Source organism: Halomicrobium zhouii, assembly GCF_900114435.1.
Lineage (GTDB): Archaea > Halobacteriota > Halobacteria > Halobacteriales > Haloarculaceae > Halomicrobium > Halomicrobium zhouii.
Genome location: NZ_FOZK01000002.1, coordinates 68,761 through 93,151, shown reverse-complemented (window position 1 = coordinate 93,151; position 24,391 = coordinate 68,761). Strand labels below are relative to the sequence as shown.

At 67.4% G+C, this 24,391-nt stretch carries 26 protein-coding genes and 1 tRNA gene; 12 read left to right on the top strand and 15 right to left on the bottom strand.

Translation table 11 applies throughout. The features are described from left to right. Window positions 1-89 precede the first annotated feature (89 nt). A complete protein-coding gene (locus BM337_RS07975; protein WP_089815786.1) occupies window positions 90-1,085 on the bottom strand; it encodes an SMP-30/gluconolactonase/LRE family protein in 996 nt (331 codons plus the stop codon). Window positions 1,086-1,786: 701 nt separating this feature from the next. Between BM337_RS07975 and BM337_RS07970 the strand changes: the two genes are divergently transcribed. Beyond that, window positions 1,787-2,308, top strand: a complete 522-nt coding sequence (locus BM337_RS07970) for a GNAT family N-acetyltransferase (protein WP_089815785.1) — start codon at window positions 1,787-1,789, stop codon at window positions 2,306-2,308. A 63-nt stretch (window positions 2,309-2,371) separates the two neighbouring features. Further along, window positions 2,372-2,445: transfer RNA gene (locus BM337_RS07965), tRNA-Phe, on the top strand. A 344-nt stretch (window positions 2,446-2,789) separates the two neighbouring features. Here the strand turns inward: BM337_RS07965 and BM337_RS07960 are convergent. Then, window positions 2,790-3,473 carry an SOUL family heme-binding protein gene (locus BM337_RS07960; protein ID WP_089815783.1) on the bottom strand — a complete coding sequence of 228 codons (684 nt, stop codon included), beginning with the start codon at window positions 3,471-3,473 and terminating at the stop codon, window positions 2,790-2,792. A 102-nt stretch (window positions 3,474-3,575) separates the two neighbouring features. Here BM337_RS07960 and BM337_RS07955 point away from each other — a divergent pair, with 102 nt between their 5' ends. Beyond that, the gene (locus tag BM337_RS07955) at window positions 3,576-4,121 is read left to right on the top strand and encodes a COG1361 family protein (RefSeq protein ID WP_143117661.1); all 546 of its coding nucleotides are present in this window, start codon (window positions 3,576-3,578) and stop codon (window positions 4,119-4,121) included. Window positions 4,122-4,388: 267 nt separating this feature from the next. Here BM337_RS07955 and BM337_RS07950 read toward each other — a convergent pair whose 3' ends face one another. After that, window positions 4,389-4,724, bottom strand: coding sequence for an LIM domain-containing protein (locus tag BM337_RS07950; protein WP_089815779.1), 336 nt, complete (start codon window positions 4,722-4,724; stop codon window positions 4,389-4,391). Window positions 4,725-4,855: 131 nt separating this feature from the next. On the opposite strand from BM337_RS07950, the gene BM337_RS07945 reads away from it, so the two are divergent. Then, entirely contained in the window at window positions 4,856-6,466 is a 1,611-nt protein-coding gene (locus tag BM337_RS07945; RefSeq protein ID WP_089815777.1) for a long-chain-fatty-acid--CoA ligase, read from the top strand. Between the two features lie 140 nt (window positions 6,467-6,606). Here the strand turns inward: BM337_RS07945 and BM337_RS07940 are convergent, their stop codons facing one another. Next, entirely contained in the window at window positions 6,607-8,217 is a 1,611-nt protein-coding gene (locus BM337_RS07940) for a DUF4397 domain-containing protein (RefSeq protein ID WP_143117660.1), read from the bottom strand. Window positions 8,218-8,764: 547 nt separating this feature from the next. Here BM337_RS07940 and BM337_RS07935 point away from each other — a divergent pair. The 4 genes from BM337_RS07935 (at window position 8,765) to BM337_RS21050 (ending at window position 12,246) form a co-directional block, all read left to right on the top strand. Beyond that, on the top strand, window positions 8,765-9,010 hold the full coding sequence (locus tag BM337_RS07935) for a hypothetical protein (protein ID WP_089815773.1): 246 nt from the start codon (window positions 8,765-8,767) through the stop codon (window positions 9,008-9,010). Between the two features lie 158 nt (window positions 9,011-9,168). After that, window positions 9,169-9,837 (top strand): hypothetical protein, encoded by a 669-nt coding sequence (locus tag BM337_RS07930; RefSeq protein WP_143117659.1) that lies wholly within the window; start codon window positions 9,169-9,171, stop codon window positions 9,835-9,837. A 426-nt stretch (window positions 9,838-10,263) separates the two neighbouring features. Then, the gene (locus tag BM337_RS07925; protein ID WP_177227340.1) at window positions 10,264-10,554 is read left to right on the top strand and encodes a HalOD1 output domain-containing protein; all 291 of its coding nucleotides are present in this window, start codon (window positions 10,264-10,266) and stop codon (window positions 10,552-10,554) included. 243 nt (window positions 10,555-10,797) lie between these two features. Beyond that, the gene (locus BM337_RS21050; protein WP_089815769.1) at window positions 10,798-12,246 is read left to right on the top strand and encodes a hypothetical protein; all 1,449 of its coding nucleotides are present in this window, start codon (window positions 10,798-10,800) and stop codon (window positions 12,244-12,246) included. A gap of 15 nt (window positions 12,247-12,261) precedes the next feature. On the opposite strand, the gene BM337_RS07915 is transcribed toward BM337_RS21050, so the two are convergent. Further along, window positions 12,262-13,002 (bottom strand): DUF429 domain-containing protein, encoded by a 741-nt coding sequence (locus tag BM337_RS07915; protein ID WP_089815767.1) that lies wholly within the window; start codon window positions 13,000-13,002, stop codon window positions 12,262-12,264. A 194-nt stretch (window positions 13,003-13,196) separates the two neighbouring features. Here BM337_RS07915 and BM337_RS07910 point away from each other — a divergent pair, with 194 nt between their 5' ends. Next, window positions 13,197-13,391, top strand: coding sequence for a cold-shock protein (locus BM337_RS07910; protein WP_089815765.1), 195 nt, complete (start codon window positions 13,197-13,199; stop codon window positions 13,389-13,391). Between the two features lie 563 nt (window positions 13,392-13,954). Here BM337_RS07910 and BM337_RS07905 read toward each other — a convergent pair. The 6 genes from BM337_RS07905 to BM337_RS07880 all read right to left on the bottom strand — a co-directional run bounded on the left by BM337_RS07905 (window position 13,955) and on the right by BM337_RS07880 (window position 18,819). Then, complete coding sequence (locus BM337_RS07905; protein ID WP_089815763.1) at window positions 13,955-15,217, bottom strand: glycosyltransferase family 87 protein; 1,263 nt, start codon at window positions 15,215-15,217, stop codon at window positions 13,955-13,957. Between the two features lie 74 nt (window positions 15,218-15,291). Beyond that, complete coding sequence (locus BM337_RS07900; protein WP_089815761.1) at window positions 15,292-15,810, bottom strand: type IV pilin domain-containing protein; 519 nt, start codon at window positions 15,808-15,810, stop codon at window positions 15,292-15,294. Window positions 15,811-15,916: 106 nt separating this feature from the next. Next, window positions 15,917-16,915 (bottom strand): glutathione S-transferase family protein, encoded by a 999-nt coding sequence (locus BM337_RS07895; RefSeq protein WP_089815760.1) that lies wholly within the window; start codon window positions 16,913-16,915, stop codon window positions 15,917-15,919. A 61-nt stretch (window positions 16,916-16,976) separates the two neighbouring features. Beyond that, the gene (locus BM337_RS07890; RefSeq protein WP_089815758.1) at window positions 16,977-17,519 is read right to left on the bottom strand and encodes a hypothetical protein; all 543 of its coding nucleotides are present in this window, start codon (window positions 17,517-17,519) and stop codon (window positions 16,977-16,979) included. 2 nt (window positions 17,520-17,521) lie between these two features. Continuing rightward, complete coding sequence (locus BM337_RS07885) at window positions 17,522-17,752, bottom strand: hypothetical protein (RefSeq protein WP_089815756.1); 231 nt, start codon at window positions 17,750-17,752, stop codon at window positions 17,522-17,524. Window positions 17,753-17,967: 215 nt separating this feature from the next. Next, window positions 17,968-18,819: a helix-turn-helix transcriptional regulator gene (locus BM337_RS07880; protein WP_218155533.1), complete on the bottom strand. Its 852-nt coding sequence runs from the start codon at window positions 18,817-18,819 to the stop codon at window positions 17,968-17,970. 156 nt (window positions 18,820-18,975) lie between these two features. Here BM337_RS07880 and BM337_RS07875 point away from each other — a divergent pair, with 156 nt between their 5' ends. Further along, on the top strand, window positions 18,976-19,506 hold the full coding sequence (locus BM337_RS07875) for a 50S ribosomal protein L16 (protein ID WP_089815754.1): 531 nt from the start codon (window positions 18,976-18,978) through the stop codon (window positions 19,504-19,506). 188 nt (window positions 19,507-19,694) lie between these two features. Then, window positions 19,695-19,841 carry a DUF7563 family protein gene (locus BM337_RS21960; protein WP_449271694.1) on the top strand — a complete coding sequence of 49 codons (147 nt, stop codon included), beginning with the start codon at window positions 19,695-19,697 and terminating at the stop codon, window positions 19,839-19,841. Between the two features lie 38 nt (window positions 19,842-19,879). Here the strand turns inward: BM337_RS21960 and BM337_RS07870 are convergent, their stop codons facing one another. Continuing rightward, entirely contained in the window at window positions 19,880-20,083 is a 204-nt protein-coding gene (locus BM337_RS07870; RefSeq protein ID WP_089815751.1) for a hypothetical protein, read from the bottom strand. A gap of 64 nt (window positions 20,084-20,147) precedes the next feature. Further along, complete coding sequence (locus tag BM337_RS07865; protein WP_089815750.1) at window positions 20,148-20,519, bottom strand: cupin domain-containing protein; 372 nt, start codon at window positions 20,517-20,519, stop codon at window positions 20,148-20,150. Window positions 20,520-21,374: 855 nt separating this feature from the next. Between BM337_RS07865 and BM337_RS07860 the strand changes: the two genes are divergently transcribed. Further along, window positions 21,375-22,247, top strand: coding sequence for an ATP-grasp domain-containing protein (locus BM337_RS07860; RefSeq protein WP_089815748.1), 873 nt, complete (start codon window positions 21,375-21,377; stop codon window positions 22,245-22,247). Between the two features lie 3 nt (window positions 22,248-22,250). On the opposite strand, the gene BM337_RS07855 is transcribed toward BM337_RS07860, so the two are convergent. Together BM337_RS07855 and BM337_RS07850 are read right to left on the bottom strand one after the other, a co-directional pair. Then, window positions 22,251-23,123 (bottom strand): hypothetical protein, encoded by an 873-nt coding sequence (locus tag BM337_RS07855; protein ID WP_143117658.1) that lies wholly within the window; start codon window positions 23,121-23,123, stop codon window positions 22,251-22,253. 66 nt (window positions 23,124-23,189) lie between these two features. Next, on the bottom strand, window positions 23,190-24,242 hold the full coding sequence (locus tag BM337_RS07850; RefSeq protein WP_089815744.1) for a TrmB family transcriptional regulator: 1,053 nt from the start codon (window positions 24,240-24,242) through the stop codon (window positions 23,190-23,192). Window positions 24,243-24,391: the final 149 nt, after the last annotated feature.

Here is a 24,391-nt window from a genome sequence, read left to right as displayed (position 1 = left end):
GTCGGCAATAATTTTTCGGTAACTCCTATCGGTGGAAATATCGTGTCGTCGGTGTCGGCCGTCCGCTTCGCAGATGGATCTGTTGCCGGCTAACGGTTCCCCGGCTGGAGTCGCGTCCGGAGGATGGCGCCCTCTTCGGGCGTCTCGTTGGCGAAGTTACAGATGAACAGGTCGCCCCGCTGCCGGCGCGTCCGGCCGAGGACGACGTCGGACGGGAAGACGAGGCCGTCGTCCCCGTCGGCGAGGACGGTGACGTTCCTGCCCGGGTCGATTCGAACGACCTCGTTGCGACCGTTTGCGGCGAGGTACAGGTGTGGGCCGAAGCTGGTGACGCCGTCGGCGCCGTAGATGGTCTCGCTCTCCAGGTAGGTGGACGCCTCCCCGGCATCGCCGCCGCGGGTGAGTGGGAGGCGAACGACGCGGCCAACGTCGTCCCCGGCGTCGTTCGTCCCGCGCGTCACGGCGACGTAGACGGCTCCCCTCCCGAAGGTGAGGCCGTTCGCGCCGAAACTGTCGGTGGCCAGCCGGTCGTCGTCGCTCCACAGCGAGGCCGCCGTCTCGGGGTCGTCAGCGTCCAGCGGAATCTCGTACACCGCGCCGCCGAACGAGTCGGTGACGAGAAGTCGGTCGTGGAACGGGTCGTGGAGGACGTCGTTGGGGAACCCGCCGACGGCGGCGAACAGCTCCGGATCGCCGCCGTCGACCGGTACCCGCCAGACGCCGTCACCCGCGTCGGCCTGCGAGGCCACGTAGAGCGCGTCGCCGGCGACGAGTTCGACGCCGACGGCGCTCCCGGGGAGCCTCGCGACCCGTTCGGTGTCGTCGAGCCCGAGGCCGGTCGCCTGGGTCTGTTCCGGGGTGATTTTCCGGACCTCGCCGCGGGTGAGACCGAAGTACAGCGTCCCGTCCCGGGCGATAGCGAGGTTCTCCGGAACCGGGTCGCCGGGAATCTCGACGACCGTCTCGACGGCGCTCGAACCCGCGTCGTCGCGATCGAACGTCGCCGTCGCCGTGCCGGCCGTGACCGAGAGCGCGAGTCCCGCTCCGACCCCCTTCAGTGCCGTTCGCCTGGTAAGTCGCGTCATACAGGTAACATTCCATCCGTGCGAGTTAAATAAATTATTTCCCCGCCGAACCAAAAGAGGCGGCCGGTCTCCCGGAATAGCGAGACGTCGGCCGTGGGCGGCCAGACCGACTGTGAAACGGCCCGTAGGTGGTCGCGAACCACGAGTCGACGTTCGGCGTCCGCATCACCCGTCGACCGACGTCTCGGCGTCCTGTTCGCCGTAAGCGTACAGGACGAGCAACACGACGCTCGCGCCGACAGCCCAGAGCGCGAGCGCGTAGTGGAGCCACATCGGTCGACACGTCGGCCCGGGTAGCATTGGTTATGAACTACCAAAGGCTGACTGTATCGCCCGCCTAGTTACCCCTGTTTAGTTCGGCGGGCAAAATTGTGAGCGATGATGTCGTTCCGGGCAGTGTTCGACGCAGCTAACCCTGCGTCGGACGACCGAGGCGTCGTAACCGACGTGGTGCCGGCCGACGGCGACGAGTGACCTGCCGCATCGCCCGAAACAGCTATAGGCTGTTACGGGATACCACGGACGATGATCGACGGATCGAAGTGCCCCGACTGCGGGGGGCACGTCTCGACGGCCAACGGCACCGACTACGAGTGCGACGACTGCGGCACCGAGTTCGATAGCGCCGACCTGTTTTTGCCGTAGCGGGCCGCCGACAGCAGGGGAGAAAGTGATTTTTCACTGGCACGAGAATCCCGTGTATGCCCCGGAACGTCACAGTCCGCGAGGCGTCGGCGAACGACGTGACCGCCATCCAGCACGTCGCCCGCGCCACGTGGCACGCGGCCTACGGCGACGTGCTCAGCGCCCCGGCCATCGACGAGCAGGTCGACGAGTGGTACCGCGACGGCGTCGTCGCCGACGCCGTCCAGAGCGACGACGTGGTCTACCTGGTCGCGAGCGAGGACGGAGACGTGGTCGGGTTCACCTCAGCCGGCCCGAGCGAACAGGTATCCGACGACGCCGAGGAGGACGTCGCACAGCTGTACACCATCTACGTCGCGCCCGACTACTGGCGCGACGGGATCGGGAGCCGACTGTTCGACACGGTCCTCGGCCGCCTCCGACAGCGCGAGTTCGACGCCGTCCGCATCTGCGTCCTCGAAGCCAACGACGTCGGCCGCGCATTCTACGAGGCCCAGGGCTTCCCCCCGGTCGAAGAGGACACCGGCACCATCGCCGGCGAGCCCGTCGCAGAGGTCGTCTACGCGGGAACGCTCTGATCGTGGACCGCCTGCCGGCTTTCGAAATCCTTTTTGATACCCTCGGCCTCGTCCCGTATGCGAGCCGCCTTAGCTCAGACTGGGAGAGCACTCGACTGAAGATCGAGCTGTCCCCCGTTCAAATCGGGGAGGCGGCATTTTCCTGCGAACTAACGAGGGAGCGGAGCGACCGAGTCCGTGAGCAGTGAAAATGCTCCCGAGCCGATTTGAACACGCCAGTCGCAGCCCCGGAACGGCGAACGAAGTGAGCCGCACGCCCGGAACGTCTGGCATCTGTTCAAATCGGGGAGGCGGCATTTCTCCGACGACAACGCGACGAGCGACAGCGAGGAGCCCGTCGTCGGAGAAATCTAACCGACCCGATTTGAGCTCGGAAGTCACAGCCCGCGCAGCGAAGCGAGCAGGAATGTCTTCCGGCGTTCAAATCGGGGAGGCGGCATTCTTCTGACTCCGACCGGCAGGTCATCTCTGAAAGGGATCGTCACCCCCCGTTCGCTTCGATCGCGACGGCGACCTCGTTGCGCCGGAGGAACGGAAGCGTCCAGGGAGCGTCGTATCCCATCGAAAACGGGTCGCCCGTGGTGGGGATCCGTGCGTGGTCGAGTGTTTCGAGGAGGCGTCGGCGCTGGGCAGCGACGCGGCGGTCGGTTGGCCGCCAGGAGAATCGACGGACAGCGAGCGTTCGCTCCGGAACGGGACGAAGATCGACGTCGTCGTCGGTCGGCCTCGGTGCGGTGTCGAGGTCGTACTCGGGGGGAAGGTAGAACGCCATTCGGACCTCGTCCCGGTCCCGGTTCGCATCGGTTTCGACGGGCGTCGTCGTCGGGACCTCCCGCCCCCGTTCTGCCACCTGAACGGGACTGGTCATCTCGACCTGCGTGCCCCGGTCCGAAACGGCGACCGGTGCCGTCATCGCGACGGTCGAACTGCCCTCGTTGGCACCGGTGATGTACCGGAACAGGCGGCGGAACGCGTCGTTCCTGGTGTCAGCCACCGTTTCGGCGACGACAGCGGGCGGGTAGCGCCGGAGTTCGACGTCGTCGACGCGGCCGACGACCGTGTACGGAACCGTTTCGGTCGTGAACCGCTGGTAGAGCGTCCAGGTGGCGGCGGCAGCGACGACTCCGCCGGCGACACCCAGCGCGACGGCTGCTGTTCGAACCATACGACTAGTTGTCGATGTGAGAGGATAAACTGTTCTGCCGGGCGTCCAGTCCCTGCCTTTAGGTGGCCAATAGGCATCCTTCACAGCCGAGAACGGGCGGTCATGACAGGATCGAAACCGGGTCGGGAGACGTCACGCAGAGCGAGTACGACGCTCGTGGCGCTGGGCCTCGTCGTCACCGTCCTGGTCATCGGGGGAATGCTCGCGCTCGGCCAGGGACCGCTCGGGGGGGCAGGTGACGCTCAGACGACGCCGGCGCAGACGACGGAACACGGCGAGGCGGCAGCAAGCGACGATGACTCGTCAGGCGGGGGCGAGCGACCGTTCACGATCGACGTACAGAAGATCGAGAACTGCGGGAAGACCTGTCGTGACGTGACTGTCTCGCTCACGAACAACGGCGGGAATCCACGGGAGAACATCTCGGTCACGACGACCGTGTACGCGGGTCAGGACAGCGTCTGGCAGGGTGAGGCGGCGATCGGGACGCTCGCGTCGGACGAGTCGACGAGGCGGACCGAGCAGATAGACGTCGGGTACGTGGGCGGTGCGAAGATCGAGCGGAACGGCGGCACCGTGACCATCGAGACCGTGGTCCACTGGGACGGAGGGGAAGCGACGTACAGGGAGCAGAAACAGGTCTCCTGATCACTGCGCCGGAGCGGATGTGGCTCGCATTCGGCGGGAGCGCCACAGTTCACCGGATACCAGTCCGTGTCGTCCCGGAAGCCCGCGCCGCATCGTGTTCACCCACCTGACGCGTATCGGACGGCTCGCGTCCCGTTTCGTGGTCTCGGCGACGGAATGGTCCGAGCGACCGAGGTGACTCGGGCCGGGCCAGGTCGGACAGCCGTGCACATCGGGAGTACGCGCCCACCCGGGCGTCCAGAACAATCGTGAACCGAAAGTCGAGCGTCAGTCGGCGGTCTCCGCGGTCGCTTCGCGACACTCGACGTGGACGATGTCGTCGTTCTCGTCGGGGCCGCGGGCCTGACCGGGGACGATCGGTTCGCCACAGATCGCACACACCAGGGCACTGCTCGTGGCGGGCCTCGACGGACTCGCCGTCGGCTCCGTCTCCAGCGTGTCGGTCGTCGCCTGGTACCCCAGCGCGAGCGCGCCGATGCCCGCGAGGGCGCCCGTGATCCGCTTGCCGCGGCGGAACAGCGCGGCGGCGGCGACAGTCAGGCCGGCGGCGGCGAGCATGCGAGCGAGGCGGTCTCGGCCAGTCGCGTCCTCTTCGAGTTCCATACCTGATCGTCGGGCTACAGGGCCTTGTATCCCACCCCGGCCGGCCGGCGCCGACCGTCGCGAAAACGTTCATCATCGAACATCCGATTTATGTGATCCGGGCGAGTTAGTTTTCACGTGACGAGCTACCTATGCACAAACCACTGCTCGTAACGGACTTCCTGGACCGGGCCCGGCGCCACTACGGCGAGGAGGAGGCCGTCGTCGCGACGACGGGGGAACGGTTCACCTACGACGAGTTCGGCGACCGGGTCGACCGGTTCTCGGCGGTGCTACGCGACCGCGGCGTCGAGAAGGGGGATCGGGTGGCCGTGCTCGACCCCAACACCCACTACCACCTGGAGGCCGCCTACGGGTCGATGCAGCTCGGCGCGGTCCACACGCCGCTCAACTACCGACTGACGTCGGAGGACTTCGCGTACATCCTCGAGGACGCCGGCGTGGACGCCATCTACGCCGACCACGCGTACGCCGAGAAGATCGAGGCGATCCGCGAGGACGTCCCGACGTCGACGTTCGTAACGAACGACGCCGACGCGGTCGACGGTGAGTGGGAGGCGTTCGACGAGATCATCGAGGGCGTCGACCCCGACGTCGAACGGCCGGAGATGTCCGAGGACGACGTCATCACGATCAACTACACCTCGGGGACGACCGGCGACCCGAAGGGAGTGATGCGGACCCACCGGACCGAGACGCTCCACGCCTACCTGGTCTCGATCCACCAGGAGATCGCCGACGACGACGTCTACCTGTGGACGCTGCCGATGTTCCACGTCAACGGGTGGGGCCACATCTACGCCGTCACCGGGATGGGCGCGACCCACGTCTGTAGCCGCGGCGTCGACGCGGGGTGGATCTTCGACACCGTCGTCGAAGAGGACGTCTCGTACCTCTGTGGCGCGCCGACGGTGCTGAACAGGCTGGTCGACCACTACGATACGGAGGACCCCGCGACGACCGGCGCCAACGACGTGCGCATCGCGACGGCCGGTAGCGCGCCCCCCGAGGCGACCATCCGGACGGTCGAGGAGGAGTTCGGCTGGTACCTCACGCACGTCTACGGCGCCACGGAGACGGGGCCGCTCATCACCACCTCCGACGCCCGGCGACACTTCGACGACGACAGCGCCGACCGGTTCGCGATCAAGAAACGACAGGGGCTGGGCTACCTCGGCACGGACGTCCGCGTCGTCGACGAGGACGGCGAGGACGTCCCGCGGGACGACGCGACCATCGGCGAGGTGGTCGTCCGCGGCAACCAGGTGATGGAGGGGTACTGGAACAAGCCCGAGGCGACCGAGGCGGCGTTCTCTGAACGGATCGAGGGGTACTACCACACGGGCGACCTGGCTACGGTCGACGAGCACGGGATGATCGCCATCCAGGACCGGAAGAAGGACATCATCATCTCCGGCGGCGAGAACATCTCCTCCATCGAACTGGAGGACGCGCTGTTCGACCACGAGGCCGTCTCCGACGTCGCAGTCGTCCCCGCCCCGAGCGACGAGTGGGGCGAGACGCCGCAGGCCTTCGTCGTCCCCGACGACGACGTCGACGACCCGGACGCCCTCGAGTCGGACCTGGTAGAGTACACGCGCGAGGCGCTCGCGAGCTACAAGGCCGTCAGGAGCGTCACGTTCGTCGAGGCGCTCCCGACGACGGCGACGGGGAAGGTCCAGAAGTACGAACTCCGCGCCGAGCTGTGGGAGGACGAGGACCGGATGGTCGGACAGGGATAGCGGTTTCCGCGAGGGAGCGCAGTTTCCGCCGGGAGAGCGCGGTCGCCTCTCGCCGTCGAACGCAGCACCGTCCAGCGCGGTATCCGTCGCGCAAAAATACGGGAGCGCGACGCCGCCTCGCTTCGGGCTCGCCGGGCCGTCTAGTCGCCGGCCGGCGGCGCCAGGTCGAAGATGCCGTCCGTGCCGCCGTCGGCGCGTTCGCCGTCCTGTGCCGTCTCGACGGTGACGAGTTCGAACTCCGCGTCGGAGGCGTCTTCGGCGACCTGTTCGCCGTCGCCACCGGCGGTCGCGTTGCCGGTCTCGTTCCCGACGCCGGTCTCGTTTCCGACGCCGGTGGCGTTGTCCCCGACGGTCTCGTTGTCGCCGACCGTCTCGTTGCCCGCGCCCTGGCCGCCGGCGGTGGCGGCGGCCTGCGTGTCGAAGTACCCCGTCGCGAAGCCACTGTAGACCGTGTTGCCATCGAGCGAGACGGTAGCACGACGAACGCCCGGTTGCTGGGCCGCGCCGCCACCGGCACCGACGTCGGTCTCGTTCGCGCCAGCACCGCCGGTCTCGTTCTGGCCCGCGCCGGCGCCACCCATGCCGTCGGACTCGTTGCCAGCGCCTGTTTCGGTGCCGGCGACGCCGCCGTCGGTCTCGTTCCCGCCGGCACCGCCACCGGTGGGAGTCCCGCCGTCGGACACCTGGGAGATGCTCACCGCGTCGACGTCGGGAACGGCGTGGAAGACGCGCACGCGGGCGGTCCCCTCGCCCGGGTCGCTGACGTCGTCTTCGAGGACCTGGACCTGGAAGCCGCGGTTCGACTCCTGACCGGTTTCGGTGTCGCCGGCGACGCCGTCGGTTTCGGTCCCGTCCGTCTCGTTCAGACCCACGCCGTCCGTCTCGTTGACGCCGCCGGTGTCGTCTTCGGTCCCGCCGAGAACGTCCTCGGCCCCGCCAGCGCTCACCGCCTCGAACGCGAGCGTGTATTCGCCTGCATCCAGTTCGAGCGTCTGCGACTGGCCGAAGGCGAGTTCCTCGACCAGCGCCTCGCCACCGGCTGTCGCACCGCCGGCCCCGGTACCGTCCGTCTCGTTCGTGCCGGCGCCGCCCGTTTCGTTGCCGCCGGTCTCGTTCAGGCCGGTGGCGTCGGTCTCGTTCGTCCCCACGCCGTCTGTCTCGGTGCCACCGACCCCGCCGGTCTCGTTCCCGGCCGCGGCGCCCTCCATACCACCGGCTTCCGCCGGGATGGGGCCGCGGGCGACTTCCCCGAAGGCGACGACGGTGTAGGTCGTCCCCTCCTCGACGTCGACTTCGCCCTCGAACAGCACCGTCTCCTCGCCGTCGCCGCCGCCGAAGATGTCCTCGATGAACCCCTGGATACCACCGGAGGCGGGGACGATCTCGACCTGGTAGGTCCCCGGATCGACCTCGGTGTAACTGCTCACGTCCCGGAACCCGAGGCCGCTGATTTCGGTCTCGCCGTCGCCGGCCCCGCCACCGGTCTCGTTGGTCTCGTTCTCGCCGCCCATGCCGGTGTCGTTGCCCGCCGTCTCGTTCCCGACGCCCGCCGCGGCGCCGCCGTCCTGGCTGGTCAGCCGGACGTCGACGTTCGGTGCGTCGGGAGAGAGGTGCGCGACCCGGATGGCGGCGCCCTGGTCGCCGCCTCCGCCGCCTTCCTGTGCCGAGATGACCGTACTCCCGAGGCTCGCGACGCCGATCGCGCCGGCTCCCTGTAGCACTCGCCGTCGTGTCACGTTGGATTCTACCATCGCAGATACTGACAGGAACTCGATTGCTTTTGTTAGTAGCATCCTCCCTCGGGAAAGCCGGAAGTACCTGCCGTCCGGCTTTTGAGTCCGGTGTTTGACTATTCAGGGTCGGCACCAGTAAATGTACTATTTCGTATAACTTTGGCAGCGAGGCCGGGACGCAGAGCTAACGAGTCGCTATTTCACGGTAGGCAACTGTGAACGGCTGGCCCCTCCGCTCGCCGACGCAGCGCCGTCCAGGGACGGCGTTCACACCGCTGAAACCCCGATTTCCTGGCGATCGTTCGTCCTCCGCGCACGCACCCAGGCCGATAGACCGGAACGGCGACGACCCGGCAACTGACTGGCGCCGAACGTAAGCCCGGCGTACCGACGAAACCGGTTCACTCTCCCCATCGGTCAGCGCTCCCAGACGGGTTTCCACGAGGGAACTCGTCGACGTGACGCCCGCAGTCGAGGGAATCAACTCGCGGACCCTCGAAGGAGACGCTCCCGCCCCCGGTTCGGACGAGGGGTTTTGTCGCTCGAACGACTAGTCGGTGGTGCAATGGCAACACTGTCGAGCGACGACGAAGGGAAGTTCCTCGTCGACGCCGATGACGAACAGATCGGCATCGTCACCGAAGTCGACGCGGACGCGAACGTCGCCTACGTCGACCCCGAGCCCGACATCGGCGAGGCGTGGCTCGAGGGGTTCGGGTACGGCGACGCCGGCGAGGACGACATCCGCGTTCCCTTCGAGGCCGTCAGTACCGTCACCGACGAGGAGATACGCGTGCCGCGTGACCTGTAGCGAGCGGGTCGCGGCCCGGCTGAGCCAGGACCACTCAGGAACGAGAGCTTCGTCGAGAGCGACGGCGTCGTCGCTAGTCCGGTTAGCGTCCGGTTGGCGTCGGACCCGCCGCCGGAACGCGAAACCCTCAAACGGGGCCTGGTGATATGGGCGGCTACATGCAAGCAGGCGTCATCGGGGTCGTCGACGGTTCGTTCAACGTAGTCGATTCGTTCTCGGAGACGGTCGAGGAGGGCGGTCAGGAACTGCGCCGGGCGCTCGACGTCGAGCGCGTCTTCTCGCTCCCCTCCGGCGACACGGCCTTCGCGGGACGGGCGGCCCGCGAGTACCGCCGCGAACGCGAGTCGGCCCGCATCGCCGACGACGGCGTCAGCGTCGTCGCCGAACCCCAGACAGCTACTCGTCACACGCAGTTCGTGGGCGTCCCTGGCGAGTTCGTCGTCGCCGGGTCGAGCAAGGGGACGTTCGCTTTCGACCTCATCGGCCAGGACACGAACACGTCCATCGGTCGGGGCGAACTCGACCTCGACGCCTTCTTCGAGCGCCACGGGGACGCCGCGCCCTGGAAGGCAGGGTTCTCGGGGACCGAGGCAGACGGCGTCAGCGGCGTCCTCCACGGCACCGACCTCCGGGAGAGCCACGACCTCGAGGACCTGCTGGCGGGATCCAGCCTGAACCAGCTCGGGCTGACCTACACCGACGACGGCGACGAGGTCAAGGTCACGGCCGCCCGGAGCGGCTACGTCGAACTGTACCGACCCCGCGACCTGAGCGCCGAGGAGTACCTCGCGTACCTCCAGCGGGAGATTATCCCGCACCTCTCCTGAGCGCGCGCGAGCGTTTCGCCGTCGAAGGTCGGCGCGAGCGCTCGTCGGCTGGGGAACACCGATTCCGGCAATCTGCCCGCTTTCCGACCCTGTATACCGGTTTCAACCGTCGGAGCGTTGCCCCGGCGACTGCAAATCGTTCATCCCGTATTACACATTCTGGAGACGTTATACGAGTCGCCGAAATCGAGCGAGGGAGTCGGATCTATCCGTTTACAGTCAGAACTGGTGTCATGTTTACAGAATAAGACTAATAACCGAGTGACGGGATAGGCGCAGTGCTAGAGAGACAAGTGCGCGGAGAAGGACGCCTGGTAGGACATGCTGTCCTTCTCCCCCGGAGTCAATAAGCGTTGCCCAGCGAGAGTGGCGACGCGACCCCGGGCGGCGTCTCGCGTGCCGGCGTCGACGCGAACACCCCGACAGATGAGCACGCCCATGGACAACTCACACACCGACCGTGGTATCGACGTCGTCATCGACGCCTCCGCGTCTGACGACGACGAGTTCGGGACGCTGGTCCTGACCACCATCGCGGACGAGCTCGGGACCGACCCAGCCTCGCTGCCGCCGCTACGAGACAGTATCGACCCCGACGTCCTGAACAGCTTCTTCCAGGCAGGCGGTGAGTCCGCGAAGGCGCTGTCCTTCGAGTACCTCTGTTACGACGTCGTCGTCACGGACGACGGCGTCATCGAGTTGCGAACCCGAGCGTAACGACGCTGTTCTGTCGACGCTGGCACGTCACATCGCTACCCCTCCAGCGCTTCTCACCGACGCACTCCCACCGTCGTCCATCCCCGACCACTGGCAAGTGTCTGCAGCGGGACGAACCGCCCGAAGGCATCGACTCGATGGCGGGCCCACGACTCGACCGAGTACCGTTCCCGTCGAAACGGCGACTTACCCCGAATTTCCTCACCATAACAAAACAGACGTGACGGCATTGTCCGGGCAGCTATGCCAGCAGACCAGCGGTCAGACGACTCGCAGTCGCCGTCGCGCCGCTCGACGCTCCAGGCGCTCGGCACGCTCCTCGCGGCCGGCGGCGTGACGGGCGCCGTCGCCGCCCAGGAGGACGACGGATCGTACCGGATCAGCCAGGCCGACCAGACGGTCGCCGTCGAGCCGCTGACCGGCGACCGGCCGGTCGAGGAACTGTACAGCTACCGGCTGCCGGACCAGTACGAGGGCGTGGGCGTCCACGACGTCGCGGGCGGTCCGTACTACGAGTCCGCCGGCACCCGGGGGATCCAGCAGGAGTCGACGACCATCACGTTTCTCTACGACGGCTCCGAGGGCCTGAGCCTCGTGACCGTCCACGGCAAGGCCACGACGACGTCGGACGGCAGCGAGTCGGGCAACGGCGGATCGGCCGACGGTGAGTCGGGCGGCGGCGGATCGGTGACCTGGGACGTCGCCGTCGACGCGGCGGACGCCGACTGGCTGGTCCGGGACGACCAGTACTGGGACCGCGAGACCGGCGAGCGCGCGGCCTCCAACTTCGACAACTGGGACGTCGACGGCGACCACCACCGGATCGACTGGACTTGGTCCGGCGAGGCGACCGACGGCGGGGTCCTGGGTTACCTCGACGACGCGAGCGCGCTCGTGATCGATCCCTCGTACAACGAGCAGGCGACGCTCTACGAGGAACACTATGCGGGCGACGTCGCCGACTGGCAGTTCCTCAGCGGCGACGACGACGACCTGGACCGGTTCGCGCTCGCCCTCGACGAACCCCTCGGGGTCGCCGGCCCGGACGGCGACCTCTCCGGCGTCAGCGTCGACGACGCACAGCAGGACGACGGCGACGGGGCGACAGAGACGGAGTCCACGAGGACCGACACGGAGACTGAATCCCCCGAGCGAGACACGGACGAGACCGAGGAGCCAGACGAGACCGAGGAGACCGAACAGACGGAAGAGACAGAGGAGACGGAAGAACCGGAGGAAACCGAGGAACGCGACGGCGACAACGACGAGCGCGACGACGACGTAGACGACGAGCGCGACGACGAAGACGACGATGATGACGACGACGTAGACGACGAGGAAGCCCAAGAGCTTCTCGAGGAGAAACGCGAGCAGATCCAGGCGTTACGCGAAGAGATACAGGAGCGTCAGGCGGCGATCGCCGACGCGGCCGGCGATGGACCGGCGGAACTCCGGGAGGAGATCGAGGAACTCCGCGAACGGATCGAGGAGATACGCGAGGAACTCGAGGACGACCGCGGAAGTTTCTTCGAGCGCGACGACCGCCCAGGCCGGGGCCTCGGCCGCGGTAACGGCAACGGTGCCGGCCGGGGCGAGCAACGGGGCCCTCCCGACCACGCGAACGGAAACGGGCCCGGTGGCAACGGGAACCGACCCGGTGGCAACGGGAACGGACCAAGGAGGGGCAGATAGCCGCGTCCGTCTCGCTCAGGCGACGTCGAGCGGCCCGTCGGTGCGGTAGACCAGGCGCACGGGATATCCCTCGGCGTCGCTGGGCGGGTCCGGGGGGAGCGAGTAGCTATCGCCGCTGCCCGGCCAGGCCGAGTACGCGAGCGCCATCGCGTCGAGGACGTCTCTCACGGCGACGTCGTGGCCGGCGACCGCCTCGGCGGCGGCCTGGATGGCCGGCGGGGCGTCCCGGTCGAGCGACGCGAGCGTCCGCATCCGTTCCGCGTAGCCCCCCGCAGTGGGCGGGTCGCGTTCCAGCGGCGCGCCGGCGATGGCGCGGTAGCACAGCTCCGGGTTCGACTCGGCGATCACGTCGGGGGCGCTCGGAAACTCCCGCAGCACGTCCCGGAGCACCGCAATCTCGTCGCTCATCGCGAAGGCCCGCTCGGAGAGGGGCTCGCCCGTCTGGCGCTCGTGGACGCTACTGGCGACGCCGTGGCGGCGCTTGCGGACCGCGTCGGGGACCGGCGGCGAGACGACGGCCGACGCCAGCGGGCCCAGCGCGCGTCGAGCGAGTCGGTCGCACTCCCGGCCCCCCTCCTCGGGGAGGCCCACGGGGACGTCGACGAGCAGCAAGTCGGCCACCTCCTGGTACCGGAGCCAGCAGTCGCCGACGCCGTCGAAGACGTCGGCGTGGTCGTAGCCGTCGGCGTCGAAGGCCACCGCCAGCCACTCGTCGCCGCAGTAGTGAGCGCCTACCCACGCCGCGTCGTCGGTCATCGTCTCGACGTGGCAGCCAGCGACCAAAAACCTACGGCCCCGACTGATCGCCGGACGGGACCGGCCGACGCGGGGGCGAATCGGTGGGAGACGGGGCCGTACACTGGTGAGACAGGGCCGTAGTGACCACCTACCGCCGTGGTACCGCCTCTCTCGGAAGGGTTATCCGTGATGCCCTCCTCAGTTGATTCGCAATGGCAGAAGGCAAGGTTGACTTCTTCAACGACACAGGCGGTTACGGTTTCATCGATACTGAGGACGCGGACGACGACGTTTTCTTCCACATGGAAGACGTGGGCGGCCCGGATCTCGAGGAAGGGACGGAAGTCGAGTTCGACATCGAGCAGGCGGACAAGGGTCCGCGTGCCACGAACCTGACTCGACTGTAAGTCGGTGATTTCCGCAGGCGTATCGGCATAGACTGATTTTCGGATTTTTCTGACCCGCCCGAGCAGTGGCGACGTCGTCCTGGATATTGTTGCTGCGTTGTCCCTTCGTGACGGATAGAACGACTGTGTTCCTCACTGGATACTGGACAGCTATCGATACAGCCACCGAGAAAGGAAAGCCCCGGCTGGCTCCGGTCCCGCGGCTCGCTGCGCGCTCACTTCGTTCGCGTGCTCGCTTCGCCGGGGTTCCCGGAGCCAGCCGCCCCTTTCATTCCCACCCGTTTCTCCTCGCGAGCCAGCCGAAGTGGGTGGGAATGAAAGGGGCCGACTGCTCGGGGAAGGCGGCCCCGACAAGCGACCGCGAGAGCTTCGCTCTCGCGTAGTCCTCAGCTCCGCTGAGGGCACCGCAGCCGGAGGCGAGGAGCGCAGTCGTGGGCCCCCGACCCGAGCAGGAGGGGGCTTTCGGGCTGTTGTTGAGCGCTCTAGTGGCAGTCGTAGCTCTGACTGAGCGACACAGTAGTTCCATTCCGCAGACTCGCTAGTGGAGAGACGATACAGGTGGCCTACTCGACGCGGGGGTCGGCCTGCTCCATCGAGACGTCCTCCGTCGCCCACTGGTACTGCAAGAGCACGCAGCCGGCGAGTAACAGCAGCGAACCGACCAGTGGCGGTTGCGCGAATCGGAAGATCTCCCGGGTGATAGCCGCGAGCGTCGTCGAAAGCCCTCGAGACACCGGCGCGAGAGCGAGCAGTCCCTCGACGGCCGGGTAGCTTATCACCGCCGACAGCAGGACCGTCCCGGCGGCGAACACGCCGCGAACGCGGCCAGGGTCCAGGAGGTACAGCAGCGGGACGAGTGGATAGTACAGCAGCGAGAAGTAAAAGGGCTCCAGCGGGAGGAGGAGCATGGCACCCAGTAGCGTCGCCAGGAGAGCGACCAGGCGCCCGCGGCGGGTGGAGACGTCCCACGACGCGGCGACGACCACTGGAACGAGCAGGGCAAGTGCGGCCAGGGTGAGGAGCGCCGGGTCTGTCGCGGGGAACAGCGCGGCGAGCGGGCGGCGGACCGTGACGTACATCGTCGACGGGTCCAGCCCCCCGGCGAACTCCGCAGTGTGCGATTCGCCGGCGAGCACCTCGGTGAGGTAGGTCTGGAACAGCGACGGGCCGAAGACGAGGACGCCGGCGAGGAGGAGCGCCGTACCGGTGACGACGGCGGCCGCGACCGCGCGCCAGGCCCGACGCCGGAGGAGCCACAGCCCGACGGCGGCGGGGAACAGCTTCACCGTCGCCGCGGCGGCGAAGGCGGCGCCGGCCCACGCCTGGCTGTCGCGGTCGAGCAAGATCCCACCAGCGGCGACGGCGAGCGCCAGCTGGAGGTTCACCTGGCCCATGACGAAGACCGAAATCGAGTGGACCGAGGCGAGAACGAAGCCCGCGACGAGGGCGCGGTCGAGGCGGTCGAAATCGGCCCCCGAGCGCTCGACGTATCGTACCAGCAGGACCGCGATGGCGCCGGCCGACAGGAGGTTCAGCGCGGTCTGGAAGAGGTATGCGCCGAGTGGACTGCCGGTGAGCGCGTGTGGGACGAACGCCAGCACCACGACGGGCTGGTAGACGAACTCGTAGCCCGGGCGGCCCGGCGGCGCGACGAGGTACGGACTGTCGCCAGCGAGGGCCCGCTCGGCGGCGAGGAAGTAGACGTCCGTCGCCAGGCCGACCTGCTCGGGACGCAACAGTGGGACGGCGACGAGGTAGGCCAGCCCGAAGCAGACGCCCGCGGCGAGTGCGGCCCGGACGGGTCGGCGATTCTGGTCGGGAGACATCGCTTCGTTGTCCTCCCGTCGATGCCGGGTCACGTCAGCCTGGCGGACCGCCCACGGCAGGGGCGCTCCGTGGATCAGCTATCCGACCAGCGCCAGATCGTTTCGGTCTCCTGGATGTCGGCGGACGCGGGGTCCCAGACGAGGCGGAGCGTGGCGTCGCTCAGGTCGAGTTTCTCGCTCGGGGACGAAGTTGTATCCACCGTCGTCGCGTCCGCATCGATCGTCATCGTGGCTCCCGCAGCGATCTCCGACCCGATCTGAGCGTCGATCTGATTACCATCGATCTCGGCTGCCGAGTCCGACCCCGAAGGATTGACTGCCACCGCATCTTGCAGCACGAAGTAGACGTTCTTCTCTTCGAGTGTGTCGCCTCCCTCGAACACGAGTTCCAGGGCCTGCCCGTCGCCGTCCGTGGTTCGGTCGTACGTGGCAGTGATAGCGGGCTGGGGCGCCACTGCCTTCGTCTCGTCGGCCAGCCCGAACACCACGTAGCCCGCCGTCGCCGCGAGTATCACGGTTATCGCGACGAGCAACACGACACTGATGACGGGGCTGACTCCCCGGTTTTCCCGACGAAGGCGTCCTCGCACCATCTGATTGGCCACTACTTGTCAGGGCCCGGCATAAAGACTGAGCGAGAATCGATCCGTGACCGTGTGCGGTGTGCTATCGAACCAACCGCAGGGGGCCTCCTGCCGATCAGGCAAGCGGCAGCAGGTCCTCCGGCGGACCGCCGGGGAGTTCGTTGCGTTCGTGGGGTTGGGTGAAATCCGGGTCGGGCCCCATCGGGACGATGCGCTTGGGGCTGACGTCCGGGTGCGTGGTGTAGTAGTGTTCTTTGATGTGGTCCATGTCGACGGTGTCGGCGACGCCCTGGGTCTGGTAGAGGTCACGCAGGTACGGCCAGAGGTTGTCGTACTCGCGGATCAGCTGGTGATTGCACATGAAGTGGGTGTGGTACACCTCGTCGAAGCGCACCAGCGTGGTGAACATCGCGACGTCGGCCTCCGTCAGGCGGTCGCCGGCGAGGTAGCGCTGGTCGTCGAGCACGTCGTCCCAGTGGTCGAGCGCGTCGAACAGCTCGTGGACCGCCTCGTCGTAGGCTTCCTGGGAGTTCGCGAAGCCGGTGCGGTAGACGCCGTTGTTGATCGGCCCGTAGATATCGTCGATGATGTGGTCGACGTCGTCCTGGTAACCTTCGGGATACAGGTCGACGTCCTGCGTCGCGATGTCGCCGAACGCAGTATCGAGCATCCGCATGATCTCCGCGGACTCGTTGTTGACGATGGTCTCCTCCGCTTTGTCCCAGAGGACCGGGACGGTGACGCGCCCGGTCATCTCGGGATCGGCCTGCTGGTACACCTCGCGGAGGTAGTCACTCCCGTGGATGGTGTCCTCGGTGCATCCCTCCTTTTCGGGCGTGAACTGCCAGCCGTCCTCGTCCCGATAGGGGTCGACGACGTCGACGGAGATAGCCTCCTCCAGCCCCTTCAGCGCGCGCGTCACGAGCGTCCGGTGGGCCCACGGGCACGCGTAGGAGACGTAGAGGTGGTATCGGCCGGCCTCCGGCTGGAACCGTGCGTCGGGGTCGTCCTCGACGAAATCGCGGAACGACGTCTCCTGGCGCTCGAACTCGCCGTCCTCGTTGGTGTACGCTCCGGCGTCCGTGCGCCACTCGCCGTCAACGAGCATGTTCATGTAACTCAGTACGGGCCCGGGACGGAAAAGGAGGGTAGTAACGTGGAGTTTACCGCGGTGGTCACTCCACTTCGCCGTCCCCGTCGATCGCCGCGGTACGGGAGTCGGTTCGGACACCTCGATAGGCGGCGACGGCCCCGACGACGAACACGACGGTCGCGAGGTAGATGGGCCCGAGATGTGATACCCAGTCGTGGGCAAACAGGTCCATGTAGTGCATCGGGAGCGCGATGACGAGTCCCGCGACTGCCGCGAGGAGGGCGGTCGCCCACGCCCACAGCATCCCGCGCCGCACGCCGTACCACGCCAGTCCCGTGACGGCGATGCCGGTGGCGATGATGAACGCCGCGGTGGCGACGTGGAGGTGGTCGATGTAGTGGACGATCGCCGGATCGATCGCGTTCAGATCCGCCCGCGTGACTCCGTTCAGTGTCGCGACGCCGAGTTCGAAGCCCGAGCCGACGAAGGTCCTGGCGAGGAAGACGACGCCGTAGCCGACGAACGCGACGCCGGCGAGCGCCATCAGGAGCGAGCCGAGTCGCGTCCCGCGTCCATACTCGTGGTCGACGACGTGACCGTCAGCCGTCGCCCGGTCGAGGCTCACGCTCAGCTCCCGCCGCCGGTCTCCACCGGGACTTCGGTCACGTGTCGCTCGTCGATCTCCTCGAGGCTGTACTCCTTCCCGTGCTGTTCGGCGACGTGATCGCGGGTGATCTGGAGCAGCCGGTCCCTGTCGTCTTCCTCGGTCCGCATGCGGAAGACACAGCCGGAGACCTCCGTGTCGCACGCTACTTGCAGGGCAGTTCTGCCGGCTTCCGATTGTGGATTCTCAGACATGGGTTCGTCCCTCCGCAAGAGAGAGTACGACTCGGCCCAGATATGTAGGCAGCTAGTGATACTCTGTCAGTCGCTGGTCGCCTTGCAGCCGGTGAAAGGGGAGCAGGAATTGCGAGCGGAGGGGCCGTCTGCGACGACGGCGAGACGACGACACCAGCCCGACGGTGCCGGAAGCGATTCACGGCCGCGACCCGGCCGAAACGGCTCCACTGCCGCTACGCGGACAGCGTGACCGGGAGCGGCCGTGCCTCGCTCCGGTAGCTCGCGTACGTCGCTTCTGCCCACTCTCGCGCCGGCGCCGCGTCGGTGTCGAGCAGTACCTGTACCGTCCCGGAGTCGGTACTGTATCCGACGATTCCGACCCGGTCGTCGAAGAGAGCGAGTCCGTAGGGCGGCACGTCGTCGTGCACGCGAACCGTGAGATTACCGCTCTTCAGGGGGGCTTCGCAGTGCTCCGGGTAGGCGGAGAGCACCCGTCGAGCGACGCTCGGTGGGTCGATAATCTCCGTCCGGACGCCGTCGAGGACCCGCTGTCGGAACTCGTCCTTGCAGGGCTCGATCAGAGCCAGGTCGGACCCGACGAACCGAAAGCGGTCGGTCTCGGCGAGCAACGAAACGAACCGCCGCACCGGTCGATACGGGTCGGCTGTTTCCGCGACCGACACCACCGCGTCGGCACACATCTCGACGGAGAACCCGTCGGCCGCCGTCGGAAGCCACTGCCAGGCGTCCCGGAGCTTCCGCTCGGTCGCTAGCTGTCGCGTCACCTCCCGCATCGCCGCCGCGACGAACGCGCCCAGCTGTGTCGCCTCGTACTCGTGTCCGTCCCGCTGGATCCAGTGTCGTCGCTCGAACTCGCCCAGCGTTCGTCCGATCGTCGACGCCGAGACGCCGGTCAACTCCTGGAGGGCCGCCCTGCTTCGCGGGCGGTCGGCCAGTGCCACGAGCGCGCTGACGCGGTGTCCCGCCCGCGTGAGGAACGCGACGTCGCCGATCGCCGCCTCGACGGAGGTCCCGTCGTTTTCGGTACCGCCAGACCCACCGGTGTCGTCGATCGAGAGATCCATGTGACACGTACGCACGCAGACGCATTAGCATTCGCGTCCACGACCGTGAGGGGGCACGGCGTCACGCGCGACCGGGGTGCGTCACAGCGTCGCATCGGCTGGGTGGGTTCGAAGGGTTAATAGGCTCGCTCGGCTTCGTACTTCCCAAGAGTATCTATGTCGGACAAGCCAGCCTCGATGTACCGGGAGATCGACAAGCCCGCGTACACCCGACGGGAGTACATCACGGGGATCCCCGGTTCCAAGATCGCACAGCACAAGATGGGAGACAAGGAGGCCGACGCCGAGGACTACCCGGTCCAGATCAGCCTCGTCGTCGAGGAGGAGTGTCAGCTCCGCCACGGTTCGCTGGAGGCCTCGCGCCTCTCGGCCAACCGCCACCTCATCAAGAGCTTCGGCGAGGGCAACTACAAGATGACGCTGCGGAAGTTCCCCCACCAGGTCCTGCGCGAGAACAAGCAGGCGACCGGTGCGGGTGCGGACCGTGTCTCCGACGGCATGCGCCAGGCCTTCGGGAAGATCGTCGGCACCGCCGCCCGAATCGACAAGGGCGAGCGCCTCTTCACGGCCTACTGCGAGGTCGACCAGGCCGACGAGGTCAAGGAGGCCTTCCGCCGCGCCTACAACAAGATCACGCCCCCGTGCCGGATCAAGGTCGAACGGGGAGAAGAACTGCTGATTGCGTAAGTCAATCAGCAAATTCGTCTCCGCGTTCGCAGAACGCGGTGAGGAACTGCTGATCGCGTAGGCGAACCGAGTCAACTTCTCTCCACACCAGCCGTGGTGTGGACTCCGGTACTTCGAGTCCGATAGGTTACCGTCGAGCGCCCCGATTCGGGACGAAGTATTATCCCCCTCTACCTGCTTGATCCAGTGTGCCGAATTGCAAGAACTGCGAGGCGTCCGTGACGTCGGCGTACGTGCGAGTGTTCGCACCCGAGGGAATGGACCACCCGCGCGTGTGCCCGAACTGTGAAGACAAGATCCGCGAGCAGGCCGAAGTTCGGCAGAAGCGAAACTGAGGCGGCGGTTCGCCGCCGATGCCGATCCGTTCGTCTACTCAAGCCGAGAGCCACGCATAGGTCTGGACGGCGCCGAACAGGAGCGCGAACGCGGCGTTCTCGACGACCAGCAGTCCGTTGGCCGGTTGCGTCGCCCGCGCGACGACGGCGAGCACGCCGAAGGCCGTCGTGAGCAACAGGTTGTACTTCGCGAACGCCAGCCAGCACTCCTGGTCGAGTTCGATGAGGCCGTCGCTTCCCATGCCGGCCGTTGGGGCTCGCGCGTGACAAGTGGCCGGGTGCGCCGCTGTCGTGGCGGCGTCGACGTCACTCCCCGTACGCGTGCCCGTCGCTGACCGGCGGCGCGCCCATCCCGATGACCCGAACGGCCTCGCTCGCGTCGTCGGCGTTGTGCGCCCGGTGGGCGCTCCCCGGCTCGGCGACGAAGAACTGCCCGGCCTCGACCGTGTACAGGTCGTCGGGCGTCTCGACGGACAGGGTCCCCTCGACGACGTAGAAGACCTCTTCCTGCTCGTCGTGGTAGTGCAGCCCGGAGAGGGGAATCTCCTCGCCGGGGTCGACGCGGTAGGTCCGCAGGCCGATGTTGTCCATGTCGGCGGCCTCGCTGACGTACTTCATCTCCGAGGGCCGGTCCGGTTCCGGGTCTAACTCGGCCGGGTCGACGACGTGGTAGCCCATGGTTGTCATGTGGATTGTTAGAACTGTAAGTGGTGGGCCCACGAGATGTGAGACAGACTGTAACCGCGTAGAGAGTTCTCGGCGCGCTCTCTGGAGTCCGAATCGAGACCGCCAACACTTCGAAAGCCCTCGGCGCGCTCTCTTGAATCGGTACCGGCGCCTACAACATCCAGAAAGCCCTCGGCGCGCTGAACTCGCGCGGACCGCACTGCGCTCCTCACTACGTTCCGGTGCTTGCGGGTCCGTGCTTCGTTCACCGAGCCTCGCCCTTTCAGTCCACCAGGCACAGCCTTGCTCGCGCAGCCTTCGGCACGCGCTCGCGAATGCCTCCACCACCCCTCCCCGGTCGCGCCTTGCTCACGGCTGGCGCCGTTCGCGGTGAGGTGGCGCTGACGCGCCACCCTCGCGGCGCGACACGCTTCCTGACCGCACCGAACGGCCGGGAGCGCGTTTCATCGCGCGACCCACCGAAAGACTCGGCACACCTCGTCTTTCGAGCCCACACTCGCTTCGCTCGCGTGGAAGGGGAAGGGCAGGGCTGCGGTGCGGTCCCTGGTGTCTTGCGCGAACGGAGTGAGCGCAAGGCTCAGGAGAGCTTGCTCTCCTGGCGGACTGAAAGGGCGAGGCGGGCTCCGGGAACCCGGGCGCAGCAAGCACCGAACGGAGTGAGGCGCGCAGCAAGCCCCGGGACCGGAGCCCGCCGAGGGCTTTCTGGTTGTTGGCGGTCTCGATTCCGACTCCAGAGAACCCGCCGAGGGCTTTCGAGTTGTTGGCCGTGTCGAAGTCGACTCCCAGACAGAGAACAATCGCATCTCCGAGCGCCAGTTTAAGGTCGAAAGCGCCGAACCACCTGTTATGCGCAGGCTCGCCGTGGCGACGCAGGAGGAGACGTACGAGCGGATGGGCGAGCCACTCGCCGACCGGGGCATCGAGGTGGTCCCGGTCCAGCCGTCGGAGCGGACGGTCGATCTCACCGACTCGCCCTACCCCGACGTCGACGTCGGGTTCGTCTTCCCGCCGCGGATTATGGAGGGCGGCGTGCTCGACGCTCACCTCGACGTCCCGTGGGTCAACGACCGCGAGGCGGTGTTGCGGTCGCGGAACAAGGCCGACGTGCTCGCCCGACTCTCCGCGGCAGAGGTGCCGGTTCCCGAGACGGTGATGGCGTCGAACCCCGTCGGCGAGGGGAAGTTAGCCGAGGCCTACCGGTGCTTCGACGAGCCCGTCGTCGTCAAGCCCAACTCGACGACGCGGGGGACGGGCATCGCCAAGGCCCACGACCTCGACTCCTTTCTCGGCGTCGTCGACTACCTCGACCTGGTGCACGACTACCGCGCGACGGCGGATCGGTCGTTCCTCGTCCAGGAGTTCCTCCCCGACGCCCGCGACGTCCGGGCGATGGTCGTCGACGGCGAGGTGGTCGGGGCGGTGGAGCGTCGCCTGCCCGAGGAATCCGTCGCCGACGGCCAGTGGAAGCACAACGTCCACCGCGGCGCCGCGGCCGAGGGCATCTCACTCGACGGCGAGTTGCGGAGGCTGGCCGAACGGACCGCCGACGTCCTCGATATCGACTACCTCGGCGTCGACCTGCTCGTCACCGACGACCGCGCCGTGGTTAACGAAACCAATGCCCGGCCGACCATCGACGCGGCGACGAAGTACGAGGACGGGTTCTGGGATACGTTGGCGGAGTTGATCCGGGAGGCAGCCGACGAATCGCGGCGCTGATCGTCACCGCTCACGCCACGCCGCGGCCAGGAAGAGGAAGCCGAACACGCCGGCGAAAGCAGCGAACCACGCCCGGAACGCCGCGGGAACGGCGTCGAGCGTCCAGAGCGCTGCGCCGACCGCGAAGGTTCCCAGCCCGAAGACGACGAGCACGGCCCCCACCGTCGGGTTGGTGGCGCGCTCGCGCTCCGGGGCTGGAACGTCGATGGCCGCCTCGAACACCGGCGCTGCGGCGTCGGCGACCCGGGGCGGCACCGTCAGGAGGCGCGGTCGCGGTCCGCTGCTTCCGCTGGCGTAGGAGGGCCACAGGACGACGACCGGGCCGATACGATACTGGCGAAGGTTCGTCCACCCGTCGAGGTCGACGGTCCGCGTCGCGCTCCGCTCGGCCCAGTGGTTCGGTCGGATAGTGAGCGTCCGAGCGTTGGGATCGATCCGGCCCGAGCTGAGGAAGAGGCTCATCCCCAGGCTTCCGACCAGTCCGCCGACGGCGAGCAGGAGTGCCGGGCCCATTCCGGTCACCCAGGCCGTGATTACGTGAGCGGCCGCGCCGAGGATGGCGGCCGCTATCGCACCAGTCCTGGAGAGCGCAGCGGGCCACGAGGATACCCAAATCCCCTGACGCTGCTCCGGGTCGGTCAACAACGGCCAGAGGTACAGCAGCGACATCGGTCCGCCGACGAGCGCGAACAGGGCGACCACCGCAAGCATCGCCGGCTCGTCGAGCAGCGATCCGACAAGGAGCGGGAGTGCGACGACAAGCGAGATGGCGATGAGGAGACCCAGTCCGAAGAACGACCCGAGGAAGACGTAGGCGAACAGCCGCGCGCCGCGGCTGTCCTCGAACGAGCGGTCCCACTCGATTGGTTCCATCATCGACGCTTCGAAAGCAACTGCCAAGAAATTATGCGATGCGGTCGCCGACACCGTGGGGACCAGGCCCTATTCGCTGGGCAGCAGTTCGACCGCGTCGGCCTCGAAATCCTCGACGAAGGCGCCCTGGCCGCCGACGCTGAAGGTGCCCTCGTCGGTCTCGACGAAGAGCGTGTTCTCGACGGGGAAGTCGTTGGTCGCGGGTTCGAGCAGCCCCTGTCGAATCTCGACGACCTGGCCCTCCAGTTCCGCGACGTCGAGGTCGTCGCTGACCGACCGGCCCGTGACGCGGGCGCGGACCGCGTCGTTGGCCCGGAGGTGCAGCGTCGCCTCCAGCACCGCGTGGCGGAAGTCCTGGAACGTGGCGGGGAGGCCGGTCGGGTCGGCGGTGTACACCTCCGCCGCCATCGGGAGGTAGTTCCCCAGGAACGAGCCGACGATGACCGGGCCGAGTTGCTCCTGGGCGAAGACGATGGCCTGGGCGGTGCTGTCCGAGCGGGAGAGCATCTCGCCGGGGGCGACGATACCCGCCTGCTGGTCGACGGTGAGCATCGTCGGCATCGGCTGTTCCCAGGCGCGGGCGACCGACGCCAGCCCGTCGAGTTCGAGGTCCGCAGCCGGGTCGACGTCGGTGACGATCAGGACGACCAGCACGCCCCGGTCGACGGCCGCGCGCAACTCCTCGGCCACCTCGTCGAGCAGCCGGTACGGGATGGCCAGCGTCACCTCCACCTCGGCGCGGTCGACCAGTTCCGCGACGCGCTTGAGGACGGTGACCCGGGACTTGACCACCTCGAAGCTCTCCGAGCGCGGCGCCGTCCGCGAGAAGCGCGACTCCAGCGCTGGGCGCATCTCCTGGAGGTCGCCCGTCAGCGCCTCGACGACGTCCTCCGGCTCGTTGGCCCGGATGGTCGTCGGCACGACGTGGTCGTTGACCTCGACGAATCCACGGTCTTCGAGCGTCTCGGCGATGCTGTAGACGTACCGCTTCGACACCCCCGCGTCGTCGGCGATGGTGCTCGCCTTCGCCTCCCCCAGCGCCAGTATCGTGAGATACGTGTCCACTTCCTTGTCCGAGAACCCGAACCGCTGGAGCAGGTCCTCGAGCGACGCGTCGTCCATGGCGAGTAGTTGTACGAGGCGGCTACTTACATGCCCCGGTGGATTCGCCAGGAGCATCGGTTGGTACCATCGAAACGGACAACACAGCCGAGAACAACCAGAAAGCCCCCGGGCGCTCGACTCGGGGGACCCGGACTGCGCGCTTCGGC

Coding starts and splice junctions, on each gene's coding strand:
- BM337_RS07975 (WP_089815786.1), bottom strand. CDS start 1,085: ATGACGCGACTTACCAGGCGAACGGCACTGAAGGGGGTCGGAGCGGGA.
- BM337_RS07970 (WP_089815785.1), top strand. CDS start 1,787: ATGCCCCGGAACGTCACAGTCCGCGAGGCGTCGGCGAACGACGTGACC.
- BM337_RS07960 (WP_089815783.1), bottom strand. CDS start 3,473: ATGGTTCGAACAGCAGCCGTCGCGCTGGGTGTCGCCGGCGGAGTCGTC.
- BM337_RS07955 (WP_143117661.1), top strand. CDS start 3,576: ATGACAGGATCGAAACCGGGTCGGGAGACGTCACGCAGAGCGAGTACG.
- BM337_RS07950 (WP_089815779.1), bottom strand. CDS start 4,724: ATGGAACTCGAAGAGGACGCGACTGGCCGAGACCGCCTCGCTCGCATG.
- BM337_RS07945 (WP_089815777.1), top strand. CDS start 4,856: ATGCACAAACCACTGCTCGTAACGGACTTCCTGGACCGGGCCCGGCGC.
- BM337_RS07940 (WP_143117660.1), bottom strand. CDS start 8,217: ATGGTAGAATCCAACGTGACACGACGGCGAGTGCTACAGGGAGCCGGC.
- BM337_RS07935 (WP_089815773.1), top strand. CDS start 8,765: ATGGCAACACTGTCGAGCGACGACGAAGGGAAGTTCCTCGTCGACGCC.
- BM337_RS07930 (WP_143117659.1), top strand. CDS start 9,169: ATGCAAGCAGGCGTCATCGGGGTCGTCGACGGTTCGTTCAACGTAGTC.
- BM337_RS07925 (WP_177227340.1), top strand. CDS start 10,264: ATGAGCACGCCCATGGACAACTCACACACCGACCGTGGTATCGACGTC.
- BM337_RS21050 (WP_089815769.1), top strand. CDS start 10,798: ATGCCAGCAGACCAGCGGTCAGACGACTCGCAGTCGCCGTCGCGCCGC.
- BM337_RS07915 (WP_089815767.1), bottom strand. CDS start 13,002: ATGACCGACGACGCGGCGTGGGTAGGCGCTCACTACTGCGGCGACGAG.
- BM337_RS07910 (WP_089815765.1), top strand. CDS start 13,197: ATGGCAGAAGGCAAGGTTGACTTCTTCAACGACACAGGCGGTTACGGT.
- BM337_RS07905 (WP_089815763.1), bottom strand. CDS start 15,217: ATGTCTCCCGACCAGAATCGCCGACCCGTCCGGGCCGCACTCGCCGCG.
- BM337_RS07900 (WP_089815761.1), bottom strand. CDS start 15,810: ATGGTGCGAGGACGCCTTCGTCGGGAAAACCGGGGAGTCAGCCCCGTC.
- BM337_RS07895 (WP_089815760.1), bottom strand. CDS start 16,915: ATGAACATGCTCGTTGACGGCGAGTGGCGCACGGACGCCGGAGCGTAC.
- BM337_RS07885 (WP_089815756.1), bottom strand. CDS start 17,752: ATGTCTGAGAATCCACAATCGGAAGCCGGCAGAACTGCCCTGCAAGTA.
- BM337_RS07880 (WP_218155533.1), bottom strand. CDS start 18,819: ATGGATCTCTCGATCGACGACACCGGTGGGTCTGGCGGTACCGAAAAC.
- BM337_RS07875 (WP_089815754.1), top strand. CDS start 18,976: ATGTCGGACAAGCCAGCCTCGATGTACCGGGAGATCGACAAGCCCGCG.
- BM337_RS07870 (WP_089815751.1), bottom strand. CDS start 20,083: ATGGGAAGCGACGGCCTCATCGAACTCGACCAGGAGTGCTGGCTGGCG.
- BM337_RS07865 (WP_089815750.1), bottom strand. CDS start 20,519: ATGGGCTACCACGTCGTCGACCCGGCCGAGTTAGACCCGGAACCGGAC.
- BM337_RS07860 (WP_089815748.1), top strand. CDS start 21,375: ATGCGCAGGCTCGCCGTGGCGACGCAGGAGGAGACGTACGAGCGGATG.
- BM337_RS07855 (WP_143117658.1), bottom strand. CDS start 23,123: ATGATGGAACCAATCGAGTGGGACCGCTCGTTCGAGGACAGCCGCGGC.
- BM337_RS07850 (WP_089815744.1), bottom strand. CDS start 24,242: ATGGACGACGCGTCGCTCGAGGACCTGCTCCAGCGGTTCGGGTTCTCG.